Origin of the sequence: Filifactor villosus, assembly GCF_042652965.1 — a bacterium.
In the GTDB taxonomy this organism is placed as follows: domain Bacteria; phylum Bacillota; class Clostridia; order Peptostreptococcales; family Filifactoraceae; genus Filifactor; species Filifactor villosus.
The window spans coordinates 12885-34929 of the sequence record NZ_JBHSHL010000023.1 but is presented as its reverse complement, the minus strand read 5'-3'; the positions used below and the strand labels follow the sequence as shown (position 1 = coordinate 34929).

17 protein-coding genes and 2 pseudogenes are annotated in these 22045 nt (G+C 41.2%); 8 read left to right on the top strand and 11 right to left on the bottom strand.

From position 1 onward, the window contains the following. Positions 1-153: 153 nt before the first annotated feature. The 11 genes and pseudogenes from ACFO4R_RS06915 to ACFO4R_RS06865 form a co-directional block, all read right to left on the bottom strand. Positions 154-1086, bottom strand: coding sequence for a hypothetical protein (locus tag ACFO4R_RS06915; RefSeq protein ID WP_379788332.1), 933 nt, complete (start codon positions 1084-1086; stop codon positions 154-156). Positions 1087-1098: 12 nt separating this feature from the next. Next, the gene (locus tag ACFO4R_RS06910; protein ID WP_379788331.1) at positions 1099-1980 is read right to left on the bottom strand and encodes a hypothetical protein; all 882 of its coding nucleotides are present in this window, start codon (positions 1978-1980) and stop codon (positions 1099-1101) included. Between the two features lie 1249 nt (positions 1981-3229). Then, positions 3230-5005: an NACHT domain-containing protein gene (locus ACFO4R_RS06905; protein WP_379788330.1), complete on the bottom strand. Its 1776-nt coding sequence runs from the start codon at positions 5003-5005 to the stop codon at positions 3230-3232. A gap of 2531 nt (positions 5006-7536) precedes the next feature. Further along, the gene (locus ACFO4R_RS06900; RefSeq protein WP_379788328.1) at positions 7537-9306 is read right to left on the bottom strand and encodes an NACHT domain-containing protein; all 1770 of its coding nucleotides are present in this window, start codon (positions 9304-9306) and stop codon (positions 7537-7539) included. 116 nt (positions 9307-9422) lie between these two features. Next, positions 9423-10097 carry a hypothetical protein gene (locus ACFO4R_RS06895; protein WP_379788327.1) on the bottom strand — a complete coding sequence of 225 codons (675 nt, stop codon included), beginning with the start codon at positions 10095-10097 and terminating at the stop codon, positions 9423-9425. A 1316-nt stretch (positions 10098-11413) separates the two neighbouring features. Continuing rightward, positions 11414-11659, bottom strand: a complete 246-nt coding sequence (locus ACFO4R_RS06890) for a hypothetical protein (RefSeq protein ID WP_379788326.1) — start codon at positions 11657-11659, stop codon at positions 11414-11416. A 162-nt stretch (positions 11660-11821) separates the two neighbouring features. Then, a complete protein-coding gene (locus ACFO4R_RS06885; protein ID WP_379788325.1) occupies positions 11822-12967 on the bottom strand; it encodes a CD0519/CD1768 family membrane protein in 1146 nt (381 codons plus the stop codon). A 722-nt stretch (positions 12968-13689) separates the two neighbouring features. Then, positions 13690-14880 carry a YcjF family protein gene (locus tag ACFO4R_RS06880; protein ID WP_379788324.1) on the bottom strand — a complete coding sequence of 397 codons (1191 nt, stop codon included), beginning with the start codon at positions 14878-14880 and terminating at the stop codon, positions 13690-13692. Positions 14881-15282: 402 nt separating this feature from the next. Continuing rightward, complete coding sequence (locus tag ACFO4R_RS06875) at positions 15283-15522, bottom strand: hypothetical protein (RefSeq protein WP_379788323.1); 240 nt, start codon at positions 15520-15522, stop codon at positions 15283-15285. Next, entirely contained in the window at positions 15519-16130 is a 612-nt protein-coding gene (locus ACFO4R_RS06870) for a hypothetical protein (RefSeq protein WP_379788340.1), read from the bottom strand. The genes ACFO4R_RS06875 and ACFO4R_RS06870 overlap by 4 nt, the downstream gene beginning before the upstream one ends. Before the next feature lie 87 nt (positions 16131-16217). Then, positions 16218-16280 (bottom strand): annotated as a pseudogene (locus ACFO4R_RS06865) (hypothetical protein); the annotation flags it as partial. Positions 16281-16289: 9 nt separating this feature from the next. Between ACFO4R_RS06865 and ACFO4R_RS06860 the strand changes: the two are divergent. From ACFO4R_RS06860 to ACFO4R_RS06825, 8 genes and pseudogenes are all read left to right on the top strand, one after another. Beyond that, positions 16290-17468 carry a DUF4368 domain-containing protein gene (locus ACFO4R_RS06860; RefSeq protein WP_465254260.1) on the top strand — a complete coding sequence of 393 codons (1179 nt, stop codon included), beginning with the start codon at positions 16290-16292 and terminating at the stop codon, positions 17466-17468. Positions 17469-17547: 79 nt separating this feature from the next. Continuing rightward, a complete protein-coding gene (locus tag ACFO4R_RS06855; RefSeq protein WP_379788322.1) occupies positions 17548-17739 on the top strand; it encodes a hypothetical protein in 192 nt (63 codons plus the stop codon). A gap of 87 nt (positions 17740-17826) precedes the next feature. Further along, positions 17827-18087 carry a hypothetical protein gene (locus ACFO4R_RS06850; protein ID WP_379788321.1) on the top strand — a complete coding sequence of 87 codons (261 nt, stop codon included), beginning with the start codon at positions 17827-17829 and terminating at the stop codon, positions 18085-18087. Positions 18088-18202: 115 nt separating this feature from the next. After that, positions 18203-18841: a DUF3847 domain-containing protein gene (locus ACFO4R_RS11970; protein WP_465254259.1), complete on the top strand. Its 639-nt coding sequence runs from the start codon at positions 18203-18205 to the stop codon at positions 18839-18841. A 127-nt stretch (positions 18842-18968) separates the two neighbouring features. Further along, positions 18969-19457 (top strand): annotated as a pseudogene (locus ACFO4R_RS06840) (MobQ family relaxase); the annotation flags it as partial. A gap of 133 nt (positions 19458-19590) precedes the next feature. Beyond that, positions 19591-20355 carry a class I SAM-dependent methyltransferase gene (locus ACFO4R_RS06835; protein WP_008694117.1) on the top strand — a complete coding sequence of 255 codons (765 nt, stop codon included), beginning with the start codon at positions 19591-19593 and terminating at the stop codon, positions 20353-20355. Positions 20356-20465: 110 nt separating this feature from the next. Next, the gene (locus ACFO4R_RS06830; RefSeq protein WP_379788320.1) at positions 20466-20993 is read left to right on the top strand and encodes a GNAT family N-acetyltransferase; all 528 of its coding nucleotides are present in this window, start codon (positions 20466-20468) and stop codon (positions 20991-20993) included. A 530-nt stretch (positions 20994-21523) separates the two neighbouring features. Continuing rightward, positions 21524-21898 (top strand): hypothetical protein, encoded by a 375-nt coding sequence (locus tag ACFO4R_RS06825; protein ID WP_379788319.1) that lies wholly within the window; start codon positions 21524-21526, stop codon positions 21896-21898. Positions 21899-22045: the final 147 nt, after the last annotated feature.

The window sequence follows — 22045 nt, the reverse complement described above, 5'->3', positions numbered from 1 at the left end:
TGATCTATAGAAGATAAAACAGTTTTTCGTGGTCGAAAAATAGGTATATCCATACTTTTGGAGAATAGTATTATGCAATATTTCCATAATAGCATAGACCGTTCTTGGCGATCACAGATCCTATTTGTGTAAGATCCCGGTCATATCACAGTCCTATTTCACCTTTAACAAGGGTGTCTCGAAATGCTCGGAATGTTTCGATATTTTTCCGTTTTCTTGCTCGATCTCAAAATCGATCGAGAACTGCGCGTCCAAGGTGCGGATATCTTCTCCCACATTTTTCTCTTCCGCGTCCGATATCAAAAGAGCCATCGCTTCCTTGGTCTTTTGTCCGGGATAAAGAGCAGTAGGGTAGAAACTGACCGTATCCATCGTGATCCCGTTGGCGACCACCTTATTCTCACCGACCCTGATCTTTCTGTCAGTATCGTTCTCGATGATGAACCAAAACTCCGGAGAGACGGTCCTTGCATCGGGAAGAGCTGTTTCCACCGCATAGATCTTGACTCCGTTTTCGTCATAGAGCAGCTCCTTAGCCAAGGTCGCATCCTTCTCCTCCTGCTTGAAGCTTCCATAGTGGTTGGTCTTAATCTCAAAAGGTCCTTCCACGACATGGTCGAAGTCATCCGAATCGGAGGTGAGCAAACTGAACTTGATATCCGTGATCCTATCGATACCCATCTTATTGAGCTCCGATGTGATCGAAAGGCCGACCTTCCTGCTCGAATTCGACTCAATCTTGTCGTGCAGGGCATTTTGTACTGCATAACCGTTGACTTCGACGGTGTCACACATCACTTGCTTCGCTCTGTCCGTCTTGTTTTCCACTTCTAAGACGAGGTCCTCTCCCTTCTTAACGCTTTGATCAAAGCCCTTGAAAGTCACCTTCATCTCCTCATTGTCAAGCAGGACCTGACTCTCCGCCTTGAGTGACTTGTCCGCCCCCTGCACCGCATATTCTTTGTTGTATGTGTTGTACATCGTATAACTGAAAAGCAGAAGGGTCCCCACCGCCAAGGCCGCTCCGAAAACGATGCCGCCGAAGAGGGACAAAAACCAACCCTTACCTAATTTCTGTTTCTCCATGTTGTCCTCCCTCTAGTTCCACTCCAGATCGATCTGTTCTCCGATAACCTCATGTGTCCGATAGTCCATGACCGCCCCGATCGACTTCAACTTGGGATCGCCCTCCTTCAACTCTCCGTCGGGGAGGATCAGGTGAACAACTCCGTACGGCATAACCACCGACTTGGAATGTGCACGAACGGGAATGAGGATCTCGGTCTTCGGTTTCTTGTCCCCGAACTGAAACTCACTCGTATAGAAGTACATATCGCGATCCGAGGTGTTTTCCGCAGTCATCAGGACCTGATGAGACTTGATCGGTTGACCGTCCTGTTTTACAAGGTTGACGACCAGACCTTCCTTCTGCACAAACAATTCTCCCTCCAGATCGAGATCGGGAGTTTGATTCTTACCGAAATAATTGGTGTGTAAGGTGATATCCTGTATCAGGATATGATCGTTCTCTTCGGACGCCTTGTCGATCAGGTAGAGGTCGAGTTTGATCTCTCCCATCTCTTCCCTGTTCAAAAACTCGGAGTAGGCGAGATCTCCCATCGAGAGTCCGACGACCCGTTTCTCCCCGGGCTCTACGATCTTCTTCTCACTCTCGGGAGGAGCCACCATAATGCCGTCCACCGCCATAAAGTAAGGGGTCACCTGATAGGCTGTCTGCGAATTGTTTTCGACCTCAAACTCCAACTGCGTATCGAGCAGCGAATTCACTTCGATGCCGACCGCCTTGACCCTGATATCGTCCTTGTCGTAGACCACCTGTTGCTCCAACTGAAGATCTTCGGGCATCGTCTGCCTCATCCTGTAGATAATGCCGAAAAAAACAGCTGCTACAACGAGGTAGGAACAGATCGTTCCTATCAAAAAAGCCCCTCGTTTTTTTCGAAGTATACCTTGTTTCATAATCCCTCCTGCAACTCTCTTTGATACAAATTTACACAGTTTGGTAATCCTGTTATCCGACAAGAACATCCACTTCAAAACGGCATCCATTCTGATGACACAGCGCACAAAGATAGGAACTTACCCTTCCGTCGTTTCACGGAGCACGAAACCTCTCTCAACTGAACATCTTTGAGAATCTGTATATTCCAAACCGGCTGAAGAAAAAACACTTCTCAATTCAACCTGTTCCTTCTGCCGCTTTGCAGAGTATAGCGATCTTATAAAAAAACTGCTCTCACAAACTTTATTCTTCGTATCGAGCCGTTCTCGCTCCGCCCATTCGAATTGTGCGGATCGCTCCGACAGACTTATTCCGTTGAAAAACAAACTCTATGAGATAGCGCACAATTCAAAAAATCAGCCTAATACTATTCTCCGTTTGAAATGCCTGATATACAGACTTATCACTGCCGAAAAAACAACTTGGATGATCCTATGCTTCGAAACATTCCACCTGTCGATTCCAACAGATAATAGTATAACATCGGTTTTAGAAGAATAAACTTCTTGAAAACCTTGATTTGACAAACCTTCGTGTTCTGCAAACTCATTATTCTTTCAAGTCGTGGATATCAACGATCTGTGACCCATAGAAGACAAAATGATCTTTCACGGTCGAAAATAGATATCCTTCTATTGGAGAATCGTATCAAAAAGAACTCAGCAGTTCGCTTTTGTGCGGTGTTTTCCTGACGCTTCGGATAACAGTGCAAAAACAGGCTTAAGCCCTTGCCGGCAACGAGCTTTGCCGTCCCCGGCACATAAAGGCTGTAGCCTTTTTCAGGATACCATTTTCGGGCAGGGATTTTCACGTAAGAACCTTCGTTATTGTGTGGTTTATTTGTAAAGGAGGACGGCAGTTCTCAACTTCCCTTCCCGACCGCCTTCTTGAGCAGTTCCCCATTCATACCGTTATCCATTCGAACCATTGGTATCAATACTCTTCGTTCCATGAGCGGCAAAATAACACTTCGCACTTAGGAGTGAAGATATAACCATACTTCCATCCGAGAACAGAATCAAATCCGATCACCCTATCATCCGAACTTCCTTCTTCCTTTATACGGTTCAAACCAGCGATGTTTCAACCGTATAATATCATCAAGAACCTCAAACGCACCCTCCTCATCAACTCTGTTTGTAGAAGGACATGACTGAAAAACCTTAACAAACGGATCGCGGGATAGATCTTCATACACAAGTTCCTTTAATCCCCTAACAGTTTGTCCAAGTCCATATCGATCTCCCTATGTTTTTGTTCGATCCTGTTTTTGAGGTCGGACAGCACAGAGATACGCACTCCGATCCACGTCTGCTTGATCCTCTCGTACAAAAGGGCATCTTCCATAACATCCTCGACCGTGATCTCCTTCATCGAGATCCGTTCCGATTCCGAAAGGCAGTCAAAGACCTTGTTTGATCCTTCACCGAATTTCTTGATCTCATATTCGGAGAAGTAGTACCACATAAAGCCGGAGAGGAAACATCTTCTCGTCAGAGGCAGCAGATGGAGGTTTCCTGTATTGGTCCTCTCCACGTCCTTAAATTCGATCAGATCAACGCCTCGAAGACAGTTGCGGAAGTAAAACTCATATCGGTCTCCCTCAAGTTCTTCTTCAAAGTCGTAAATGATCGGCAGAAGGATGTTTCGCTCAAACCTGTTCTCGTCCATATCGTAGAGCATATCGAAGACGCTGTCGTACATCGCCCTATTCATATCCTTGTCGATCAGCTGTCTGCCCGCCTGCTCCATCCTCTCGTCCGATAAGATTTTCAGGAAGAAGGCCGTGAAATACTCCTGAAACAGGCGATGAGTGAAGCGATAGTTTAAGCCGTCCTTATACAGGAGGCATACCGCACTGATCAGATCATCGATATAGTCGTCCATCCGAAAGTCCGACTGTTTGGAGCTCGCCTTCTTGAGATCTTCCTGCAACTCTTCATAAGAGAACTCGAGTTTCCCCTTGGCATAGGTCAGGAAGCAAAACCGTGCAAAGATATCCTTAAACACCTCCCTCGGCAGGTTGCTCCTAAACTCCCTCTTGTAGCCTCCCTTGGTTGCATCGTGCCTGGAATAGAGGGTGTCGAAGGCATCCGAATAGAAGATATGGAGTTTTTTGGGAATCTCCGCATAATTATCGTAGGTCAGGAGCATAATGTTAAGCAGAAGAGGGTTGGAGGCAAAGGATTCGTGCTTTTCGTACAGTCCGTTCTCCAATTCCGTAATAAAGTTCTGCTTGATATCGACATCGAACTTGATCTTGCTCACCAGCGAAATGGCCTGTTGTTTGGTAAGGGGGCAGGCCTTCAGGATGGTAAAACGCTGAAATGCAATAAAGTCGCTACACTCTCTCGAAGAGATCACATAGTGGTTCTCGGGATATCTGTCACAGAACGCATTGACTTCTCTGAAGAACCAATCTTTGCTTTTGCTCAGAATCTCGTCATATCCGTCCAATAAAAAGACAAACTTGCCCGATGCAAGAGCATATTCCAAACTGCTTCGTTCCAGTTCACACCCCAGAGTGTTGAGTTTGCTGAGGATGATGTCTTCAATGCTGCATCTCAGCTCCAGGGAATTGATATCTTTCAGTTCCAAAAACATCGGAATACAACTCTCGCTCTCCAAGCTGCTGATAAAAAGATGCTTCATCAGGGTGGACTTGCCGATACCGCCTGTTCCCTGTATGATGATAAACCTCGATATCTGGAGGACCTTGTTCGCATTGCAGGTCTTGAAGGGTTGGTCTTCTTGTTTTTCCAAGTAGGGAATCTCAAAAAAATCATAAATATACTGAGGTTCAATTCGATATAAAATAGTTTTGATCCTGCTGTATTTTTCACAGGAACGCCTTAAGTACTCGTGAAACGCAGATCCGAAGTCCACCTTGAACTTTTCCCACGCTTCTTTGGAAAACTCTCCCGCCTTGGTCGCAAGAGAATCCACTACCCTCCCCATCAGTGCCGTTATAAGATCGTTCATCGCATTCTCCTTTCATGCTTCCTTTTGATTTTTCCTTTCGGCAACACCTCACAAAGAGATATCTTGTTTTCGCCGTTGTTTTATATGCTACAGAACCCTTGTAACATCAACACCCCTAAAAAGTTTATGTTTGCGTAAAACCTGTTTCATTCTGTTTTTGGGACCTATGCGATATCTTCCTTGCATATCTCCGCAGGTTTAAATTTGATCCAAGAAAACACCGCACCCTTCCAAAAAGCAGAAGAAATTCAGTTTTTCTTGGACAAACACATTTCTGAAACCCCTCACTTTAGAGGTTTTCTATATCCCGAAAACAAAGGGAACATCATTTTGTGTCTTTGCGTGGGACCTCCCTAATACTATCCCAATAGAAGTATGGATATGTCGATTTTTCGACCGCGAAAAATCGTTTTATCTTCTATGGGTCACATATCCACAACTCAAAGGATAATAGTATAAAGCTCCCTTCCTGCTGTTCTCCAACTATACTGCTATCCGTTTGACTCTTGATATCGATGGCTTTGAATTCTTCAGACACGAAATATTTTAGGAAGTACCTCACAAGGATACAAGCTGAGTTCCAAGTTGTTTGAAAAAATGTAGAAATCCTTTCAAGCGAAGCTCTTCGACACAATGTATCCGCCCGAAAAAACCGGAATATTTTTTCAAATTATACACTCTTGTCCCGATTGTCGAAAACAGTTTGAACTGCTCTATATCCCCAACTATACAAGCGATCCGTTGAAGCAGATAAATACGCTTCTCCTGTTCAACTTATCGCCTATACAGTTCAAACTTTAAACCGCCATAGCCCGTATACGGTTCACGTTGACCGGTATGTCGATCGGATGGCGATATAAACGAAACTTGAGAAGTTCAATATGTTTTTACCTCAAAAACTTCCCGTATGCCCCGCTTCGATAGGAAAATGATTTATATTATTAGCTATTAGAATCGACAGGTTGAACACTTTGAATCATCGTCCTCCAAAAAATTGTTTTTTCGGCAATGAAGAGATGTTTCATACCCGGTATTTCAAACGGAGAATAGTATTACAACAATATAAACTTCGAGATCCTAAAACGCTTATGCGGATACAGTTCCGTATAAGCGGACAATCCAAACAGATGGTATTATTTTCTCTCTGAGCGGAACATCTAGAGGAAACGGGAACTATGATCACCGAAAACGGTGTGAACACAACATCCCGACTGAAGACCCGTATTTGAGTGAACATACTATCACTCGTTGGAATTATTGATATCAAGGCCCTTATTCTATCGACGATATAAAACAAATCTTTGTGCTTATAAGTATAGATATAGCTACACTTCTATCGAAGAATAGTATCAACCATCCTCCCCTGCATCTGCAAAAAATATCTCTGATTTTTTAGGGGATGGTTTATATTATACACTTTTTCTGTTCAATTTGTAAAATATTAATGACATATTTATTTAAATTTTTTGTTATTATTGGGATTTTGCATATAGAAAGATCTGATATACTACCGCTATCCGGTCGAAAAGGAGCTCCCTTACAGACAAAAAGAAATCCATCCGTCTAACGGAGGATATCAAGAATTCATACTACTATTCTTTTGAATAGTGGATATAAACAATCTGTGATCCATGGAGGACAATATGGTTTTTCGTCATCGAAAAATAGATATATCCACACTTCTATTGAAAAATAGTATCAAATGGAGGAGGTATCCTGCACAGAGACGATGGTTTTGTTTGATATTAAGGAGACACCGCATAATTCAAAGAATCATTGTAAAATCACTGTATATAAGTACTGAATTTCTCTAAAGTATTGATTTAACAAGGTTTCATTTCTTGCAAATCAATAGGAAAATCAAGATTTCATATTTGTGCGGTATTTTCTTAATACTATTCTCCGTTTGAAATGCCGGGTATGCAGAATATAATCCTATGCTTTCAAAGCATTAAACCTGTCCATTCTAATAGATAATAGTATAAGAAAGCATGAAAAACACCGTACAGAACAACATCCGGATCTTGCTGTTGTTTTATACCGTACAGAAATCTTGTAAAATAACCATTTTAAGCAGCACCTCACAATTAGAAAAATCGGCATAAAATCGACTTTTATACGAAGGATGAACCTCTCAAAAATGTTGATTTGATAAATCCTTACATTATTATAAACCCAAAGAAAAATCGAAATTGCCTCTGTGCGGTATTTCCCAAAGAAAGTACCACACAGAGGTATATCGCGCTTCTATTGTTGAAAAGATAGAGACCTTGTAAAATCAACGTTTCTAAACGTTTTATTTTTCATATGAAACAGAATTTACCGAGATTTTTAGAATTATTCGGTATTTGTTTTGTACCGATATCCGTTCGAGCTGTTTATATCAAGGCCCTCTGTTCCACGGACAACAAAATAAATTCCTGAACTTGCGAGTGTGGATATAATGATGCTTTTATCAAAGAACGGCATAAGGCTTTCTGCTTTTTGTATAAAACCGGTTTCGCTCTATTTTTTAATTATGCAACGTTTCCCTAGCCGTCCAAAAGACTGTCCAGATCCAAGTCCATCTCCCTATGCTTCTGTTCGATCCTGTTCTTCATATCCGACAACACGGAAATCCGAACTCCGATCCATGTCTGCTTTATGCGATCATACAGAACGTTGTCTCCCATAACATCTCCGGCCGGGATCTCCGTCATCGAAACCCGCCTCATATCCGAAAGACAGTCAAACACCTTGTTTGATCCGTCTCCAAACCTCTTAATCTCATAGTCTGAAGAATAGTACCACATAAAACTCGAGAGAAAACACTTTCTCGTCAGGGGAAACACATTGAGATCTCTGAAAGACTCCTGCTCGAGGTCATTAAACTCGATAAAGTCTACGGCTCGAATACAACGCTTAAAGTAAAAGTCGTAGCGGTCTCCTTCCAACTCCCTTTCAAAATCGCGGATGGTCGGGAGTAGAATGTTTCTCTCAAACCTGTGTTCGTCCATGTCATAGAGCATATCGAAGACGCTATCGTACATCGCTCGGTTGATATCTCTTTCGATCAATTGGCTTGCCACCTGATTCATTCTTTCGTCAGGTAAAGTTTTAAGAAAAAAGGCGACAAAGTACTCCTGAAACATCCGATGAGTGAAGCGATAGTTCAAACAGTCTTTATATAGGACGCATACGGCACCGATGAGGTCGTCGACATACTCTTCCAAGTGAAAATCGGTATTCTTGGTGGCCGCCTTGTTCAAATATTCCTGAAGTTTCTCGTAAGAAAACTCCAATTCTCCCTTCGCATAGGTCAAAAAACAAAACCTTGCAAATATCTCCTTGAAACGCTCTCTGGACAGGTTGCTCTTGAACTCTCTTTTGTATCCGCCTTTGGTGGCATCGTGTCTGGAATAGAGAGTATCAAAGGCATCGGAATAGAACACATGTAATTTTTGAGGGATCTCGGCATAGTTGTCATAGGTCAACAACATAATATTGAGCAAGAGCGGATTGGACGCAAACGACTCATGTTTTTCATACAGGCCCCTCTCCATCTCTGTAATAAAGTTCTGTTTGATATCAACATCGAACTTGATCTTACTGACCAACGAGATCGCCTGCTCCCTCGTCAGCGGGCAGGCCTTTAAGACGGTAAAACGCTGAAACGCTACAAAATCACTACACTCTCTCGACGAAATCACATAGAAGTTGTCAGGGTACTTATCACAAAACTTGTTGATTTCCCGAAAAAACCGATCCTTGTTTTTGGTCAGAATCTCATCATAACCGTCCAATAAAAAGAGAAACCTTCCCGACTCCAAGGCATATTCCAAACGCTCCTCATCCAAACCGCAACCCATATCGTTGAGTTTTCGATAGATCATCTCTTCCATCCCGTAGTCGAAGATATTGATGTCCTTGAGTTCCACAAACATCGGAATAAGGACTTCCTCATTCAGAGTGTTGATAAACAGGTGTTTGAGAAGGGTCGATTTTCCAATCCCTCCCGTTCCCTGCACAATGATAAAGTTCGAAATATCCAAAACATCACTGACCTTATTCGCCTTAAACGAGGGTTGTCCGTCTTTTTTCAAATAAGGTACTTCAAAAAAGTCATAGATGTACTGCGGTTCGGTCCGATAGAGGATCGTCTTGATCTTACTGTATTTGTCATAGGAACGTTTGAGATATTCCTGAAAAACCATGCCAAAATCCACCTTGAATCTCTCCCAAGCATCTCTGGACATGTCTCCCGCTCTGCTTGCAATAGATTCCAAAACCTTTCCCACCAAGTCCATTATCATTTCATTCATGCTTCTTCTCCTTTTGACCTAATCGTCTCCTGTAGTTTTCCATCTCCTCATCACGACTCACTCTTTGAATTTTCTTACCGAGATCACGCCAAAACCCGTAATCTCATCTTCTGTATCTATATACAAGACCCTACCTCTTTCAACATCGCAATCATTTCCCTGCACCTTCGCTCACTCTTCGCCTTCCTATCGGCAATGAAGCAAAGTCTGTCACACAGTTGCACCTCCTGCTCCTCACCGATGAGATCTCGCACACACCCTCCTGACATCACTTCTCTATGCAAAACCGATATTGCGACTTCGATATGCGAGAGAGTCAGAGCATCCCGTTTTTTGTCAAGGACCTTAGCAAACATATCCCAAGCCCTCCGGTCTCTGTAGCCCCACAGGAAGGAAGCTGTCGCGATCAAAACCTTCATGTCTTCACTGCGGACATACTCTTCGATCAAAAGTTTTATCTGCTCCTCAAAATACACCCTCCGTGCCGAATCCATAATCTCATCGGTGTTTTTTACAAGGTGTGCAAGTCTGATATATCTGTTACAGAAAGAATGGAGTGCGTAAATATATTCCCAAAGGATGTCGTTTTTGTCCTCCTGCCTGATCGTCTGAACAAGTTCATCCGTATGAGAGATGAACCACCTCATAACAGTCAAGGTGTTCTTCGTTCCAAGCTCCAAGCAGGACGAACGTCTAAGGACTCTCGCCCCCTTCTTTCGTTCATCCTCGTCACTGCTCCCGCATTGATTCAACGCGAGATCCAAAACCTCATCATTGTATTTGACCGCCATATCCCACCTTCTTCGATCTGTATTTCCGAAAAAAATTCTACACAAAAACAGAAGCTGCCTATATTTTTGACATCTTTACGTTCCCGGACGACCCCGCATCATTAAAAAAAGAGTGAAAGCGATTTTGTATGGAGGATGAAATTCCTAAAAAACGGATCTCAAAATCCTCCCGGATTTTGTAATACTATTCCGATAGAAATATGGTTATACTCACATCTGTAAGCATAACAATCTATTTTATTGCCCTCAAAATGAAAGGCATCCCTATCAATAATCCCAATGGATAACAGTATACACAAGAAAAAACATTTCGTGTCTTTGTCATTATTTATCCAAGACAAGATCCGAAACGAAGGAAAGAACTCCCAAACGGAAGTAAAAAGGTCAACCCCCTTACCATTGTCGCTCAAGAGAGATTCGGGTGGCTGCAAAGTGAAATTATAATTGAAGGAAGTTTTCCCGCTTGGTCCTCATCGCATTCAACGGATGCGGGATTTTTATATGATCGTTCAGACGCTTATCCTCCCTTACCCAAAGAAAGAACCTTGAGATCGGGGAACTCGAACAGTGACCGTTCGGATCATCCTTGCACTGACACTATTCTCCGTTTGAGATGTCGGGTATACAGATTTGTCCTTGCCGAAAAACAACTTGGATCACGAGATGCTTCAAGGCATCTAACCTGACATTTTAATTAGATCATAGTATGGGCAGATCCCGAAACGTTTGTTTGTAGATCCAGATAGTCCCGCCCCTTGGCCGGAGTACACGGTCATCGCTTTGATAAACTGATAAACAACGGGCAAACAGGGTCTATCTCTGCGGGACGGCTCCCCCGCCTTCCCGCTCTGCACTTGTCATAGGCTGCAAAAAGCAACCTTTTGTCCCATAGTTATGCGTTATTTCCTGAACAATATTACCATATTATATACGAGAATGAAGCAGAATTCAAATCCAACTGTACTTCCTTGATATAATTTTCGATAACTTTATTTGGGTTTAATAGCTGAACTGTAGATAATTAGACTAATATAACCAGTCGCATTTTGAAAGAAAAAATTTTTCGTTCGTTCATTTTTTATCGAAAAACGCCTTTTCCGAGGGAAAAACAGTCTGTTTTTGCCAAAAAAAATCTATCTTCCCTCAATTATTTGTGAAAAGGAGATTTTTATAGCAATAGTGCATAAATACAACTATTCTCTTACTGTTGTTTTGTAAGATATATCGATCTTGTAAAATTAACATTTTAACGAAACTTGCCTTGCCATTTATGAAAACCGCTTTTATACCGTTTCTTCAAATAATGCGGTATCTCATTAATAGTCAGAGTCTTCTTCATACGAAAAGCTGTAGAGTTCAGCATAGGTCTTATTTTCTCTCAGGCACTCTTCAAGGATCCGGATCCACTCCTCTGTAGGCCAAGAAGACGGAGAGGTCGGCGGGCTGTCCTTAAATATTTCCTGATACCTACGAACCAATTCCCCACATCGAAGTTCCTCCTGAGACAGCTCTTTTTCGGGCTTACTCATCAGCCACTCCAGTGCCTTGTTATTTGTTTGCATGCAACCCCTCCATAATTTTCATAATAGTCCCATATACTTTCAGGAACATTCCCTTGATCATATGAGAATTTCCCAAATCGTTTATCACCACTGCCATTAAAAACATGATCTTAATTTATGCCGATACAGCTTAAGGGACAGATCCCTCCGCCTCTCTTCTTGCTAAAATATCATAAACAACAGATGTGCCGCTATTCCCGCACAAAGTCCTCCTACCGTATGACTCAATATCGCCTTGGAAGTCACTACTCTCGTATTCAAGGCATCCATCATAGCAATATGGGTGGACAGATATCCGCTCCAACACATACAGATGGCGGTAAATACCGCGATATCGTTGCCCGTTACATTGCCGACTTCGCTCATTCTCTTGATCACGCCCAGAGCCGCTCCCGACGAGCCCAGTGCTGTGATCGGAACGGAGATCGCCTCATAGGAACTGAAGCCGAACAGAGGCTTGATAACAGGCGCGATCTTTTCTCCGATCCATGGAAGTACGGGAATACCTTGGTACTCCGCTCCCGTGTAGATCCCATCGGGTCCGGGTCCGTGAGTGAGGATCATAACGATGCTGCAAATGATCAAAACTCCCGGAATGATCGCCATTCCCATCTGTACTCCGGACTGTCCGCCTTCCAAAAGTGCCTCAAAAAAGCGTGAAAAATGCGAACCTTCCCGGATCCTTCTCATATTTTCGGGAATCCTCTCCACCCCTTTGACCTCGACCATATCGGTGGTCCCATAGACCTTCTTGGTAAAGTGGAGCATCATACGAACGCTGACGATACTTCCCGCTACCGCCCCTAAGTTTCCGACCAGAGCAGCTCCTACCGCACCTTCCACCGGCATACTCATCATCGTAGTCGTAACGATCAGTCCCATACCGAAGGAGGTCCCGAGATTGGTCAATGCAGGTATCTGATATTTTTTGAAGTAGCTGAGGAAGTTGTCCTCATTGGCAAGGGTCAAAATCGACGGATTGTCCGACAGATAGCAGTTGAGGATCCCCAAAGACGCCGCTCCCGGAAGACCGTACAGAGGTCTTACAAAGGCGGATAGAAGTTTGTTCACGGTAGAAATAAAGCCGAACTCGGAAAAAAGCGAAGAGATGGCTCCGGCGATGACCGACATCGCCATTATGTAGAAACAGACATCTATAAGCAGGCGATAACTTGTGTTGATAATCGTCATAATCATATTCGTGCCGCCCATCTTAAGGCCGAGGGCACTAAACAGACCGAAAAACAGAACGATAAATACAAAATTCTCCAAACTTATGTCTTTCTTAAACTGATTTTTTTGCTCCATATAAACAGTCCCCCTTGGATTTTTTGACTACCTACATCATAGCATAATTCTTTCGAAAAAAGGACTGTTTTTTTAAGACCGTCAGCCTTCTTCCTGTTATTTAAGGCGGTTCGAAACACAGATAATTGTCGACTGCAAGGCTTTGAAAATACTGAATTTTCTATATAGTTTGAGCGACCGGATACCGGAAGAGCCTATACAGGTACAGGAAGTTTTCTGATGCTGTTATCCATCCTGACTATGGATGACAATGACCTTTGTTCTGTAGATGATAAAATAACTTTTTGTGCTTGTGAATATGACCACACTTGTATCGGAGAATGGTATCAAACGCTTTCCAGGGAGAGACCGCACAAATATGAGTTCTTGAGTTCCCTATGAATTTACAAGAAAGGAAGTTTTTTCAAACCAATACTTTCAAGAAATTCAGCATTCCTATTACTACTATTCTCCGTTTAAAATGTCAGGTAAACGGAATATATAGGAAATACCGCATAACATAATTCGAACTGTCATCATAAAATCAACTCCGCCCAAAGGATGAGGTCCTCGAAGATATTGATTTGACGAGCTTTAGTGTTTTATAAGCTCGAAGGAAGATCAGGAATTTGCCTTTATGCGATATCTCTCTATGCTTTTTTTGAATTAGGCAGTATTTGCCCAACTTATTTTTCAACGATACAGCCTTTTAGGGAAACACTGTGCCGCGTTTCCCCCTTCTTCTATTTCGGGCCGAAGAGTTCCATAATCATCTTGGCAATCTCTTTGGTGCTCGCGGTCTTGGAGGTGTTCATCATAATCTTTTTGACTTTGGACAGAAAGTCCGCCGACAGCTTGGACTCGATCACCTTCGTGATCCAATCGATGTCCTCCGTCTTTTTGTTGCCGAGGTAAATCTGCTCAAAGGCATAGGCCGTACCCTCTCCGATAGCTGCAACAAAGCAGCCCGCAACAACGGCATTGATCACGCTCGCCGCCAGATTGATCCCCGGAATGGCCTTCAAAGCACTGATGGTCGCCTTTGCCACGGTTCCGACGGTCCCTACTTCGACGATGGTGTTGAGCAGTTTCTTGGAATCCTCTCTCTTGTTGAGCTCATAGATCTTGGTGATCGCATTGATCTGCATTACCTCGATAGGCGCAAGTATTGCCCCGTCCGCAAAAGGGATGGGCACTGCTCCGACCACCACCCCCGATGTCGTGGCTAGGCCGATAACGCTTTGGGCCATGACCCGCTTTCGGTTCAGCTTAAATTTGGAAATGTCCTTCTCCGCCGCCTTGATCCCCTCGGGAAGAAGTTCATTGGTCGCCTCGATCAGTTCCGTGATCCCCTCGGGAGGTGCACAGGCGGACTCGTTGAGAACATAGGCGGAGGCGACGACAGGCAGGACCTTCCTCAGGTTCTTCGAATGTTTCTTCTGCTTGGCAAACGCATTGTTGACCATTTCGATGTTCTCTTCCCTCTCCGGAACGGAGTACGACTTCGTGATTACCACGATGATCGGCACCGACTCCCACACCGAGGTCGCCCCCGACAGACTCTTGATTGTATCGGGAAAGAGCTTCCTGGAAGTTCCGTCGATACAAAACCAGATCACATTGATCTGACTGTCCTCATGCCCCTCTTTGGCACTGTTCTTCGACCACTTTTTGACGGCTTGGACCGCCTGCCTCTTCTTGAAGAAAGATGGCTCGAACCCGACCGTGTCGATGATACGAAAGGGGATGGCCTCCGACTCGTAAATCTCAAGCTCCTTCGTCGTCCCACTTGTTCCCCACCCGGTTTTTGCCACTTCCTCTCCCAGAACGGCATTGATCAGGGTGGACTTGCCGACCCCCGAATTTCCTATGACCAAGACATTCCCCTTTGTTCTCATCTTCTCCCTCATCCTTCCCCAAACTTCTCCTTGCATAATACATCCGATGTTTTCAGGAAACAACGCATAAAACCAAATTCCCAATCTTAATTTTTAGGCAAACACCGCTCAAAAGTATAGTTTGCTTTTGCTGTCGTTTTGTAAAGTATAGAAAGCTTGTGAAATAAGTACTTTCAAAAACTTTTCTTCCCCTATAAAAGCAGTTTTATACTGCCCCTGCAAGTTACGCGGTATCTCCTCGGTTTATAAAATACGAAACTTCGCCCTATTGACATTTTTAACAATTTCATCCTGCGTACAGCATCGATACTGATTTTTCGAATTATGCGGTATTGCCTTATGAATCTCAATGTGCGATTGCTTCAAATCATGCCGTATTACCTTATTACTCATACCCCGTTCGATAAGCTGAAAAACAAGGCTCACATCATCGATCTCTTACAGGCCTTCCGCAACAAACTCCAGCCTTCCTCCGCTCCGTCTCAAGCGTTTTTTGAGAATGAGGCTCTTGAGTGCCTCTGCAAGCCGATCCGCCATCTTTGCCGTCGTGCGACTGAAACCGAACGACTTTACGGTCTCCTTGATCAGATCGCCTTCTTCCAGAAGGACGACGAGGTTTTTCTGATTTTTCCAAGCGATGAAAAACATCCTATTGGCAAGCTCGCACAGGGAGATCATATCGATGTCTCTGCGATAATCCTCGGACGGGTTTCTCGAGCCTTCGTACTCCTGGGCGAAATATGGCCGAAGTAGACCGGCGCACCCTTCTCCTTGAGTTTCTTTCCCTTCATCTCCTCCAGAGCCTGCGTCACGATCATCTTCATATTCGTCGTGGTCTTCGCGTCCTTAAACTGCTCCATGATCCTTCTTACCAAAAGCTCCTCGATAATCGGTGCTTCTATTGAGATGATCTCTCCGGCAAGAAAGGCAATCTGCCTCGAATTAACCTCCGTGATCGACTTGTCTCTGAACAGGGGAGTGCCTTCGTACCTTCTGTAATCACTTATATCGAAGTTACCGAACAGATTGGGATCGATCCTCAGCTGCTCATAGGTCTGCGAAGTCGAGACCTCCTTGTCTCTCACTCGGTCGGCCACCTTTGCCCCTGTATAGGAATCGGTACCGGAAGTAATCTGAAGTTCCCTTCCCGTTTCTGTATAACCTATGGAAAGAGACACCGCCTCCTCGCGTTGCGGAACGATCCGGACCTCTTCGATCTCGCGAACTGTTCTTGCAGGCTCGTCCCGTGCGGAAACTTCAACTTCTTGAGCCTCGGTTGCAGGCACTTCATACGCCTCAACAAGTCGATCGAGATAGGCCTTCAGTTCCGACAATATCTTGGTCTTGTTCTCAAAGTATGCCAGGGACCATATCCGGTAGGTGTTCCAGCCCTTGGTGTCCAGAACGCGTGTCAACAGCCTGTTCCTGTCACGCATCGTGCTCATATCCGAATACTGCTTGGCATCGAGAAGGATCGCGCAGATATAAATGAAGAAAATCGCTATAACCGGAACAAAGCAACCCTAACACGCATACTGCAAAGGCAGGAGTATTGTGGCGATGTAGTCAACTTCAAAACCGAAAAGCATTACAAAGATAAGCGAAACCACTATGTCGATAAAGATAAGTGGCAAATCACCCCCGATGTGCATGAGCCAATCATCGACCGAGCCACCTATGAAAATGTACAACGGATATTGAAAAACGCACCCGTTAAAAGACCGAACGGAGATGGCGAAATCCACCCATTATCGGGATTGATGTACTGTAAAGATTGTGGAACGAAAATGCACATTCGCACCATACACAAGAACGATAAAATACAGCATGTAACCTATTGCAGCGAATATGCCAAAGGAAGATCCAAGCACCCGAAATGCCATTCGCCACACCGCATTGATGTTGATGATGTCATGGAAACGCTCAAAGAAGTTTTACGAAAGATAGGCAAGTTTTCATTCACAAACAAATCAGAGTTTGAAGCATTGGTAAAAAACAGTCTTGCCAAAGAACAGACCGAAGAAGTAGGGAAACAGAAAAAGCGTATCCCACAAATCACAGACAGACTTAAGCAGATAGAAAGAGTGATGAACAAGCTCTATGAAGATAACGCACTGGGAAATATCGAGCCGAAACGCTATGAACAACTATCGGGAAAATATGCAGAAGAATATTACAGCTTAAAATCGGAACAGGAGCAAATAGAAGAACGCTTATCCGAATTTGAAAATGCCAACCAAAGAGCAAAGAATTTTATAAGGCTTGCTGAAAGCTATTCAGATTTTGAAGAACTTACCCCCACCGCTATCAATGAGTTTATCAATAAAATCGTAGTGCATGAGCGAGATGTCAAAAGAGCAAAATATGCCGTTCAGCGTATCGAAATCTATTTCAACTATATCGGAAAATTTGAAAACGAACTCACAAAACAAATCGAGCCGACAGAACAGGAAATGATACAGATGAGAGAAGAAATCGAAGAAGCTAAGAAAGAAAAAGCACGAGCATATCGTAGGGAATATTACAAAGAATACCGAGCCAAAAATATCGAAAAGTGCCGAGAGTATGAAAAAGTAAAGGCAAGAGAGTATAGAGCAAAAAAGAAGCTACAAGCAACCACCTAAAACCAAATATCAACCAATCGAAAAAGAGGTTTCCTAAGCATGGGAAATATTTTTTTGTGCAAGTAAAAGGAGGAATCGAATGACCGAAAAACAAAAACCACAGACCAACGAAGAACGAGGCACACCACGAAAACCTGATGGTATTCTAACAAAAAAGATGAACGGAAAGACCTTTGTAACCGAGATATATTTTGATAAAAAAAGCAAAGATACCTTTCAAGAAAAGTTGTTAAAGATAGTGCAAGATGATGAAAGACTTGAAAGTAAGTAGGAAAGCATATAGTTGAAAAATTGAATAAAAAATGGTATAATATTTTATATATACAATAAAAAAATAAAATATAAAGGAGGATTGTAGATGAAAAAACTAATAAAAAAAATTCTGTTCTGGTTTGTGCTTATCGGTGTCATAGTAAATATCATTAGCATAACAGGAAATGATGATAAGAATATTATTTTAATCGGTCTAAATCCGCTTTTAAATTTGATTGAAGGTAATAGAATGATACGTGAGTTTATAAAAAGCAATGGTTTCTTTTTATGGAATATTCTCTCCATGTTGTCATTTATAATATATGGACTATTATTAGATTTTATTATCCATAAGAAAAATAAATAATATTTAGAATTCAGGTTATCAATTCAAACAACAATAACTAATAATTCAAGAAACAGTAAATCAAATCGGTTTACTGTTTTTTTATTGCTCAAAATCAAGAAGAAAGGAACGGAAAATGAAAAACATAGAAGAAAAAATTTTAATGGCAGAAGAAGAAATTAAGCAGTTACAAAACAAAAGAAAAAAGCTCATCAGTCAGCAGAAACAGGAAGAACGAAAAAAGAGAGATAGACGGCTTTATGAAAAAGGAGGAGTATTTGAAAGTATCTTTACCGAGAGCAAAGAATTAACCAAAGTTAAATTTTATCAGCTCATAAGTTCTCTAAATCATAAAGAAGAAATCCGACAAAAAATCAAGAAAATCATAGCAAAGCGAGAAGAAAACAGTATACAGGAAAAAGTCGATCACCGTTCCTATCAAAGACAAGGCATAGAACAAATACCGACCATTCATTTAGGCGTATCGGCAACTCAAATGGAAAAGAAAGGCATAACCACCGACAGAGGAAACATCAACCGAGAAATCAAACATCAAAATGCGATTTTAAGAGAGATTTCAAGAAGAATAAAAGCCTTGCTGAATTGGATAAGGGGAATTGGAAAAGAAGAAAACACAGAAAACGAAAATACAAAGTCCTCCCTCCCGGCAAAAGAAAATCTGTTATCCGTCTTTGAAAATCGTATCCGTAAAAACGCAGATAACTATAATACAGATTTAGAAAAATACATTGAAAGCTATGGAAACACCGCATAATTCAAAAAATCATCGTAACATCACTTTTAAAGGGATGATGAATTTCTTAAAAGCATTGATTTGACAGAATTTTATTTTTTACAAATCCATAAGAAAATCAAAATTTTGCCTTTGTGCGGTATTGCCCTATCAGTACCTAAAAGAGAAAAACATCACCTCCCTATCGGAACTGAAAGAAAGCATATCGACATTACGAGATAAGAACTATAAGACTACAAGAACCATCAAAGACACCGAGAAGAGCATTGATGATAAAACCAAACTTATTGACCAAGCAGAGAAATATTTGAAACATAAAGATACCTACAAAGCCTATACCAAGTTAAAGAAAAGTAAACAGGAAGATTTTTACAATGAACATACTGCAGAGATTATTTTGTTTGAAAGTGCGAAGAAATATTTGAAAGAATATTTAGGTGAAAGTAAGACCTTAACTATATCTAACTGGAAATCGGAACTAACCGCCTTGAAGAAAGAAAAAGATAGTTTGTATTCTCAAATCATAGACCTACGGAAAGAAGTCGAACAAGCAGAAAGTGTAAGAAGCTGTATAGAGAAGTTGCAACAAGAAAACAGAGAACTATCACAGGTAAAGAAGCAAGAATTAGACCTGTAAAAATTGGCTAAAAAATGGTATAATATTACGAACACCGGGTAAAACAAATTAGAATTTGTAGAGGTGAGAAAAATGTAATGGCAACATATTCAACTTAAATCGAAATAATATAAAATTACGAGGAGATTATAAGATGAACAATTATATAAAATTAAATGAAGATAGATGGAATAATGTAAAAAATGACTATACTGAGCCATTGACACATGAAGAATTAGAAGAAGTTAGAAATAATCCAATTTCTGTTGCATTAACTGTTGGGAAAAAAGTTCCAAAAGAATGGTTTGAAAAAGCAAACGGAAAAAAGATATTAGGTTTAGCTTGTGGTGGTGGACAGCAGGGACCAGTTTTTGCTATAAAAGGTTATGATGTAACCATAATGGATTTTTCTAAATCACAATTACAAAGAGATGATATGGTTGCTAAAAGAGAAGGCTTAAAAATCAACACAGTTCAAGGCGATATGACAAAACCATTTCCATTTGAAAATGAAACTTTTGATATTATTTTTAATCCAGTTTCAAATGTATATGTAGAAGATTTAGAAAACATATATAAAGAAGCCTCTCGAGTATTGAAAAAGGGTGGATTGTTAATGGTCGGATTTATGAATCCTTGGATATATATGTATGATGCTGACATTGTATGGGACAAACCCGATGAGGAATTACTTTTAAAGTTTTCAATACCTTTTAATTCAAAAGAGCTTGAAGAGGAAGGTAAGATAACCATAAATCCAGAATATGGATATGAATTTAGCCATACCTTAGAAACTCAGATTAGAGGACAACTTAAAAATGGTCTCGCTATGATAGATTTTTATGAGTCATGTGATAAAAGACATAGATTATCACGTTATGGAAATGATTATATAGCTACACTTTGCATTAAACTATAATGCTATAGAACATACTTCAAGAGAATAACCCGTTTTATTTTCCGTAAAGGTTAAAATCTAAATCCCAGTTTGTAGGTATAGCTAAAGTAGAATTTGAAAAGGAGAACAATATGCACTTAAAAACGGATCGATTGGATATTCGCCCATTTTCACATGATGATATCGAGGACACATACGAAATTTACTCAAACAAAGATGTTTGCAAGTATCTATTAGAGGATGCTTGGGAATATAAAAATAAAAATGAAGAGTTCAATAAAAAATTGGATAACAATAAACTGGAAGAGGATTCCCAATTGAATTTAGCGGTGTTACTAAATGGAAAAGTAATCGGCGATATATCAATCTGGTACACGAGTATGAAACAAACAGTTGAAATAGGATTTGTTTTTAATCTAAACTTTTTTGGAAAAGGTTATGCAAAAGAATCTGCAAAAGCAGTAGTGAAAGAGTTGTTTGAGAAATATAATGTTCATAGAATACAAGCGAATTTGGATGCTCGAAACATATCTTCTGCTAAACTATGCAGCAGCATTGGTATGAGACGAGAGGCTCATTTTATTAAAGATTATTGGAACAAAGGTGAATGGACTGATAGTTATGTATATGGGATGCTCATTACAGATATAACAAATTAGTATGTTTGATAATCCCGGTTTGTATAATTGAATATAACAATTTGAGAAACAGTAAATCGAAAGGTTTGCTGTTTTTTGTTGCTCAATTTTCCAAAAATCGTCCATAAACATAAAAATGAACACTTTCATAGATTCTATTCTTCATATAAAACCAACTCTATACTTATAATGCAAATTATGCCGTATCTCCTTAATAGATAATTCGGATATTTGAGGGGTTTACATACAGAGATAATTATAGTATGATTTAAGTAAAATATTATTTTTACAAATATTCGAGATGGTTATCGGAACATTTTTTTGAATTTGTAACAGAATAAATTTTTGAGTACAGGAACGGAGATGTCTCCGTCTTACACAAAAGATTATTCTTGATTCTTACATTTGTATATTAATACTATTCTCTGTTTGAAATGTCAGATATACAGAACATATCATCCCCCCAAACAATTGCAGGACGATGGTTCAGAGTATTCAATCTGTCAATTCTAATAGACAATAGTACGAAAATTGTAATTTGGAGGTGCATAATGAAACACTCATATGATCACGCATCCGCGATGAAGAAGAAAATGTTTATGGTATTGGATATACTCCTTCTCTTGCTATACAGCTTCCCGCTGATTTTTCCGCATATTCTTAAAACCTATGTCAATGATTTTATCGTGTTTTTTGAGTTCCTGATTCTACTTGTATATTACGGGATCCGTTCAAAAATATCACAGGAACCTTTTATGAATATAAGCAGAAAAAATGCTCTGGTCAGAGTGGTCGTCTATGTATGTTTGGTCGTTATTGACCTTATCTTATCGAGATTCGGGGACTATCCTCATCTGTTAACGTTCGAGATCATGGTCTCCATCATAGCAGGGGAGCTGTATCGCACCTTATTTGAGAAGAAGTGATCACTTGATCCTGTTATCCATTTAAACTACGGATATTACCGACTTGTACTCCGTAAGAGTTCGGACAAATTTGCATGGCTTGAAAACAAATACAACCACACTTCCATCGAAGAATAGTATGAGATCCTCTGTCGAAATTCGTACGGA

What these genes read in the sequence shown, in the direction of transcription:
- ACFO4R_RS06875 (WP_379788323.1), bottom strand. Translation starts at nt 15,522, where the DNA reads ATGATCTCCCTGTGCGAGCTTGCCAATAGGATGTTTTTCATCGCTTGG.
- ACFO4R_RS06915 (WP_379788332.1), bottom strand. Translation starts at nt 1,086, where the DNA reads ATGGAGAAACAGAAATTAGGTAAGGGTTGGTTTTTGTCCCTCTTCGGC.
- ACFO4R_RS06850 (WP_379788321.1), top strand. Translation starts at nt 17,827, where the DNA reads ATGAAAAAACTAATAAAAAAAATTCTGTTCTGGTTTGTGCTTATCGGT.
- ACFO4R_RS06830 (WP_379788320.1), top strand. Translation starts at nt 20,466, where the DNA reads ATGCACTTAAAAACGGATCGATTGGATATTCGCCCATTTTCACATGAT.
- ACFO4R_RS06855 (WP_379788322.1), top strand. Translation starts at nt 17,548, where the DNA reads ATGACCGAAAAACAAAAACCACAGACCAACGAAGAACGAGGCACACCA.
- ACFO4R_RS11970 (WP_465254259.1), top strand. Translation starts at nt 18,203, where the DNA reads ATGAAAAACATAGAAGAAAAAATTTTAATGGCAGAAGAAGAAATTAAG.
- ACFO4R_RS06825 (WP_379788319.1), top strand. Translation starts at nt 21,524, where the DNA reads ATGAAACACTCATATGATCACGCATCCGCGATGAAGAAGAAAATGTTT.
- ACFO4R_RS06880 (WP_379788324.1), bottom strand. Translation starts at nt 14,880, where the DNA reads ATGCAAGGAGAAGTTTGGGGAAGGATGAGGGAGAAGATGAGAACAAAG.
- ACFO4R_RS06895 (WP_379788327.1), bottom strand. Translation starts at nt 10,097, where the DNA reads ATGGCGGTCAAATACAATGATGAGGTTTTGGATCTCGCGTTGAATCAA.
- ACFO4R_RS06885 (WP_379788325.1), bottom strand. Translation starts at nt 12,967, where the DNA reads ATGGAGCAAAAAAATCAGTTTAAGAAAGACATAAGTTTGGAGAATTTT.
- ACFO4R_RS06835 (WP_008694117.1), top strand. Translation starts at nt 19,591, where the DNA reads ATGAACAATTATATAAAATTAAATGAAGATAGATGGAATAATGTAAAA.
- ACFO4R_RS06890 (WP_379788326.1), bottom strand. Translation starts at nt 11,659, where the DNA reads ATGCAAACAAATAACAAGGCACTGGAGTGGCTGATGAGTAAGCCCGAA.
- ACFO4R_RS06900 (WP_379788328.1), bottom strand. Translation starts at nt 9,306, where the DNA reads ATGAATGAAATGATAATGGACTTGGTGGGAAAGGTTTTGGAATCTATT.
- ACFO4R_RS06910 (WP_379788331.1), bottom strand. Translation starts at nt 1,980, where the DNA reads ATGAAACAAGGTATACTTCGAAAAAAACGAGGGGCTTTTTTGATAGGA.
- ACFO4R_RS06905 (WP_379788330.1), bottom strand. Translation starts at nt 5,005, where the DNA reads ATGAACGATCTTATAACGGCACTGATGGGGAGGGTAGTGGATTCTCTT.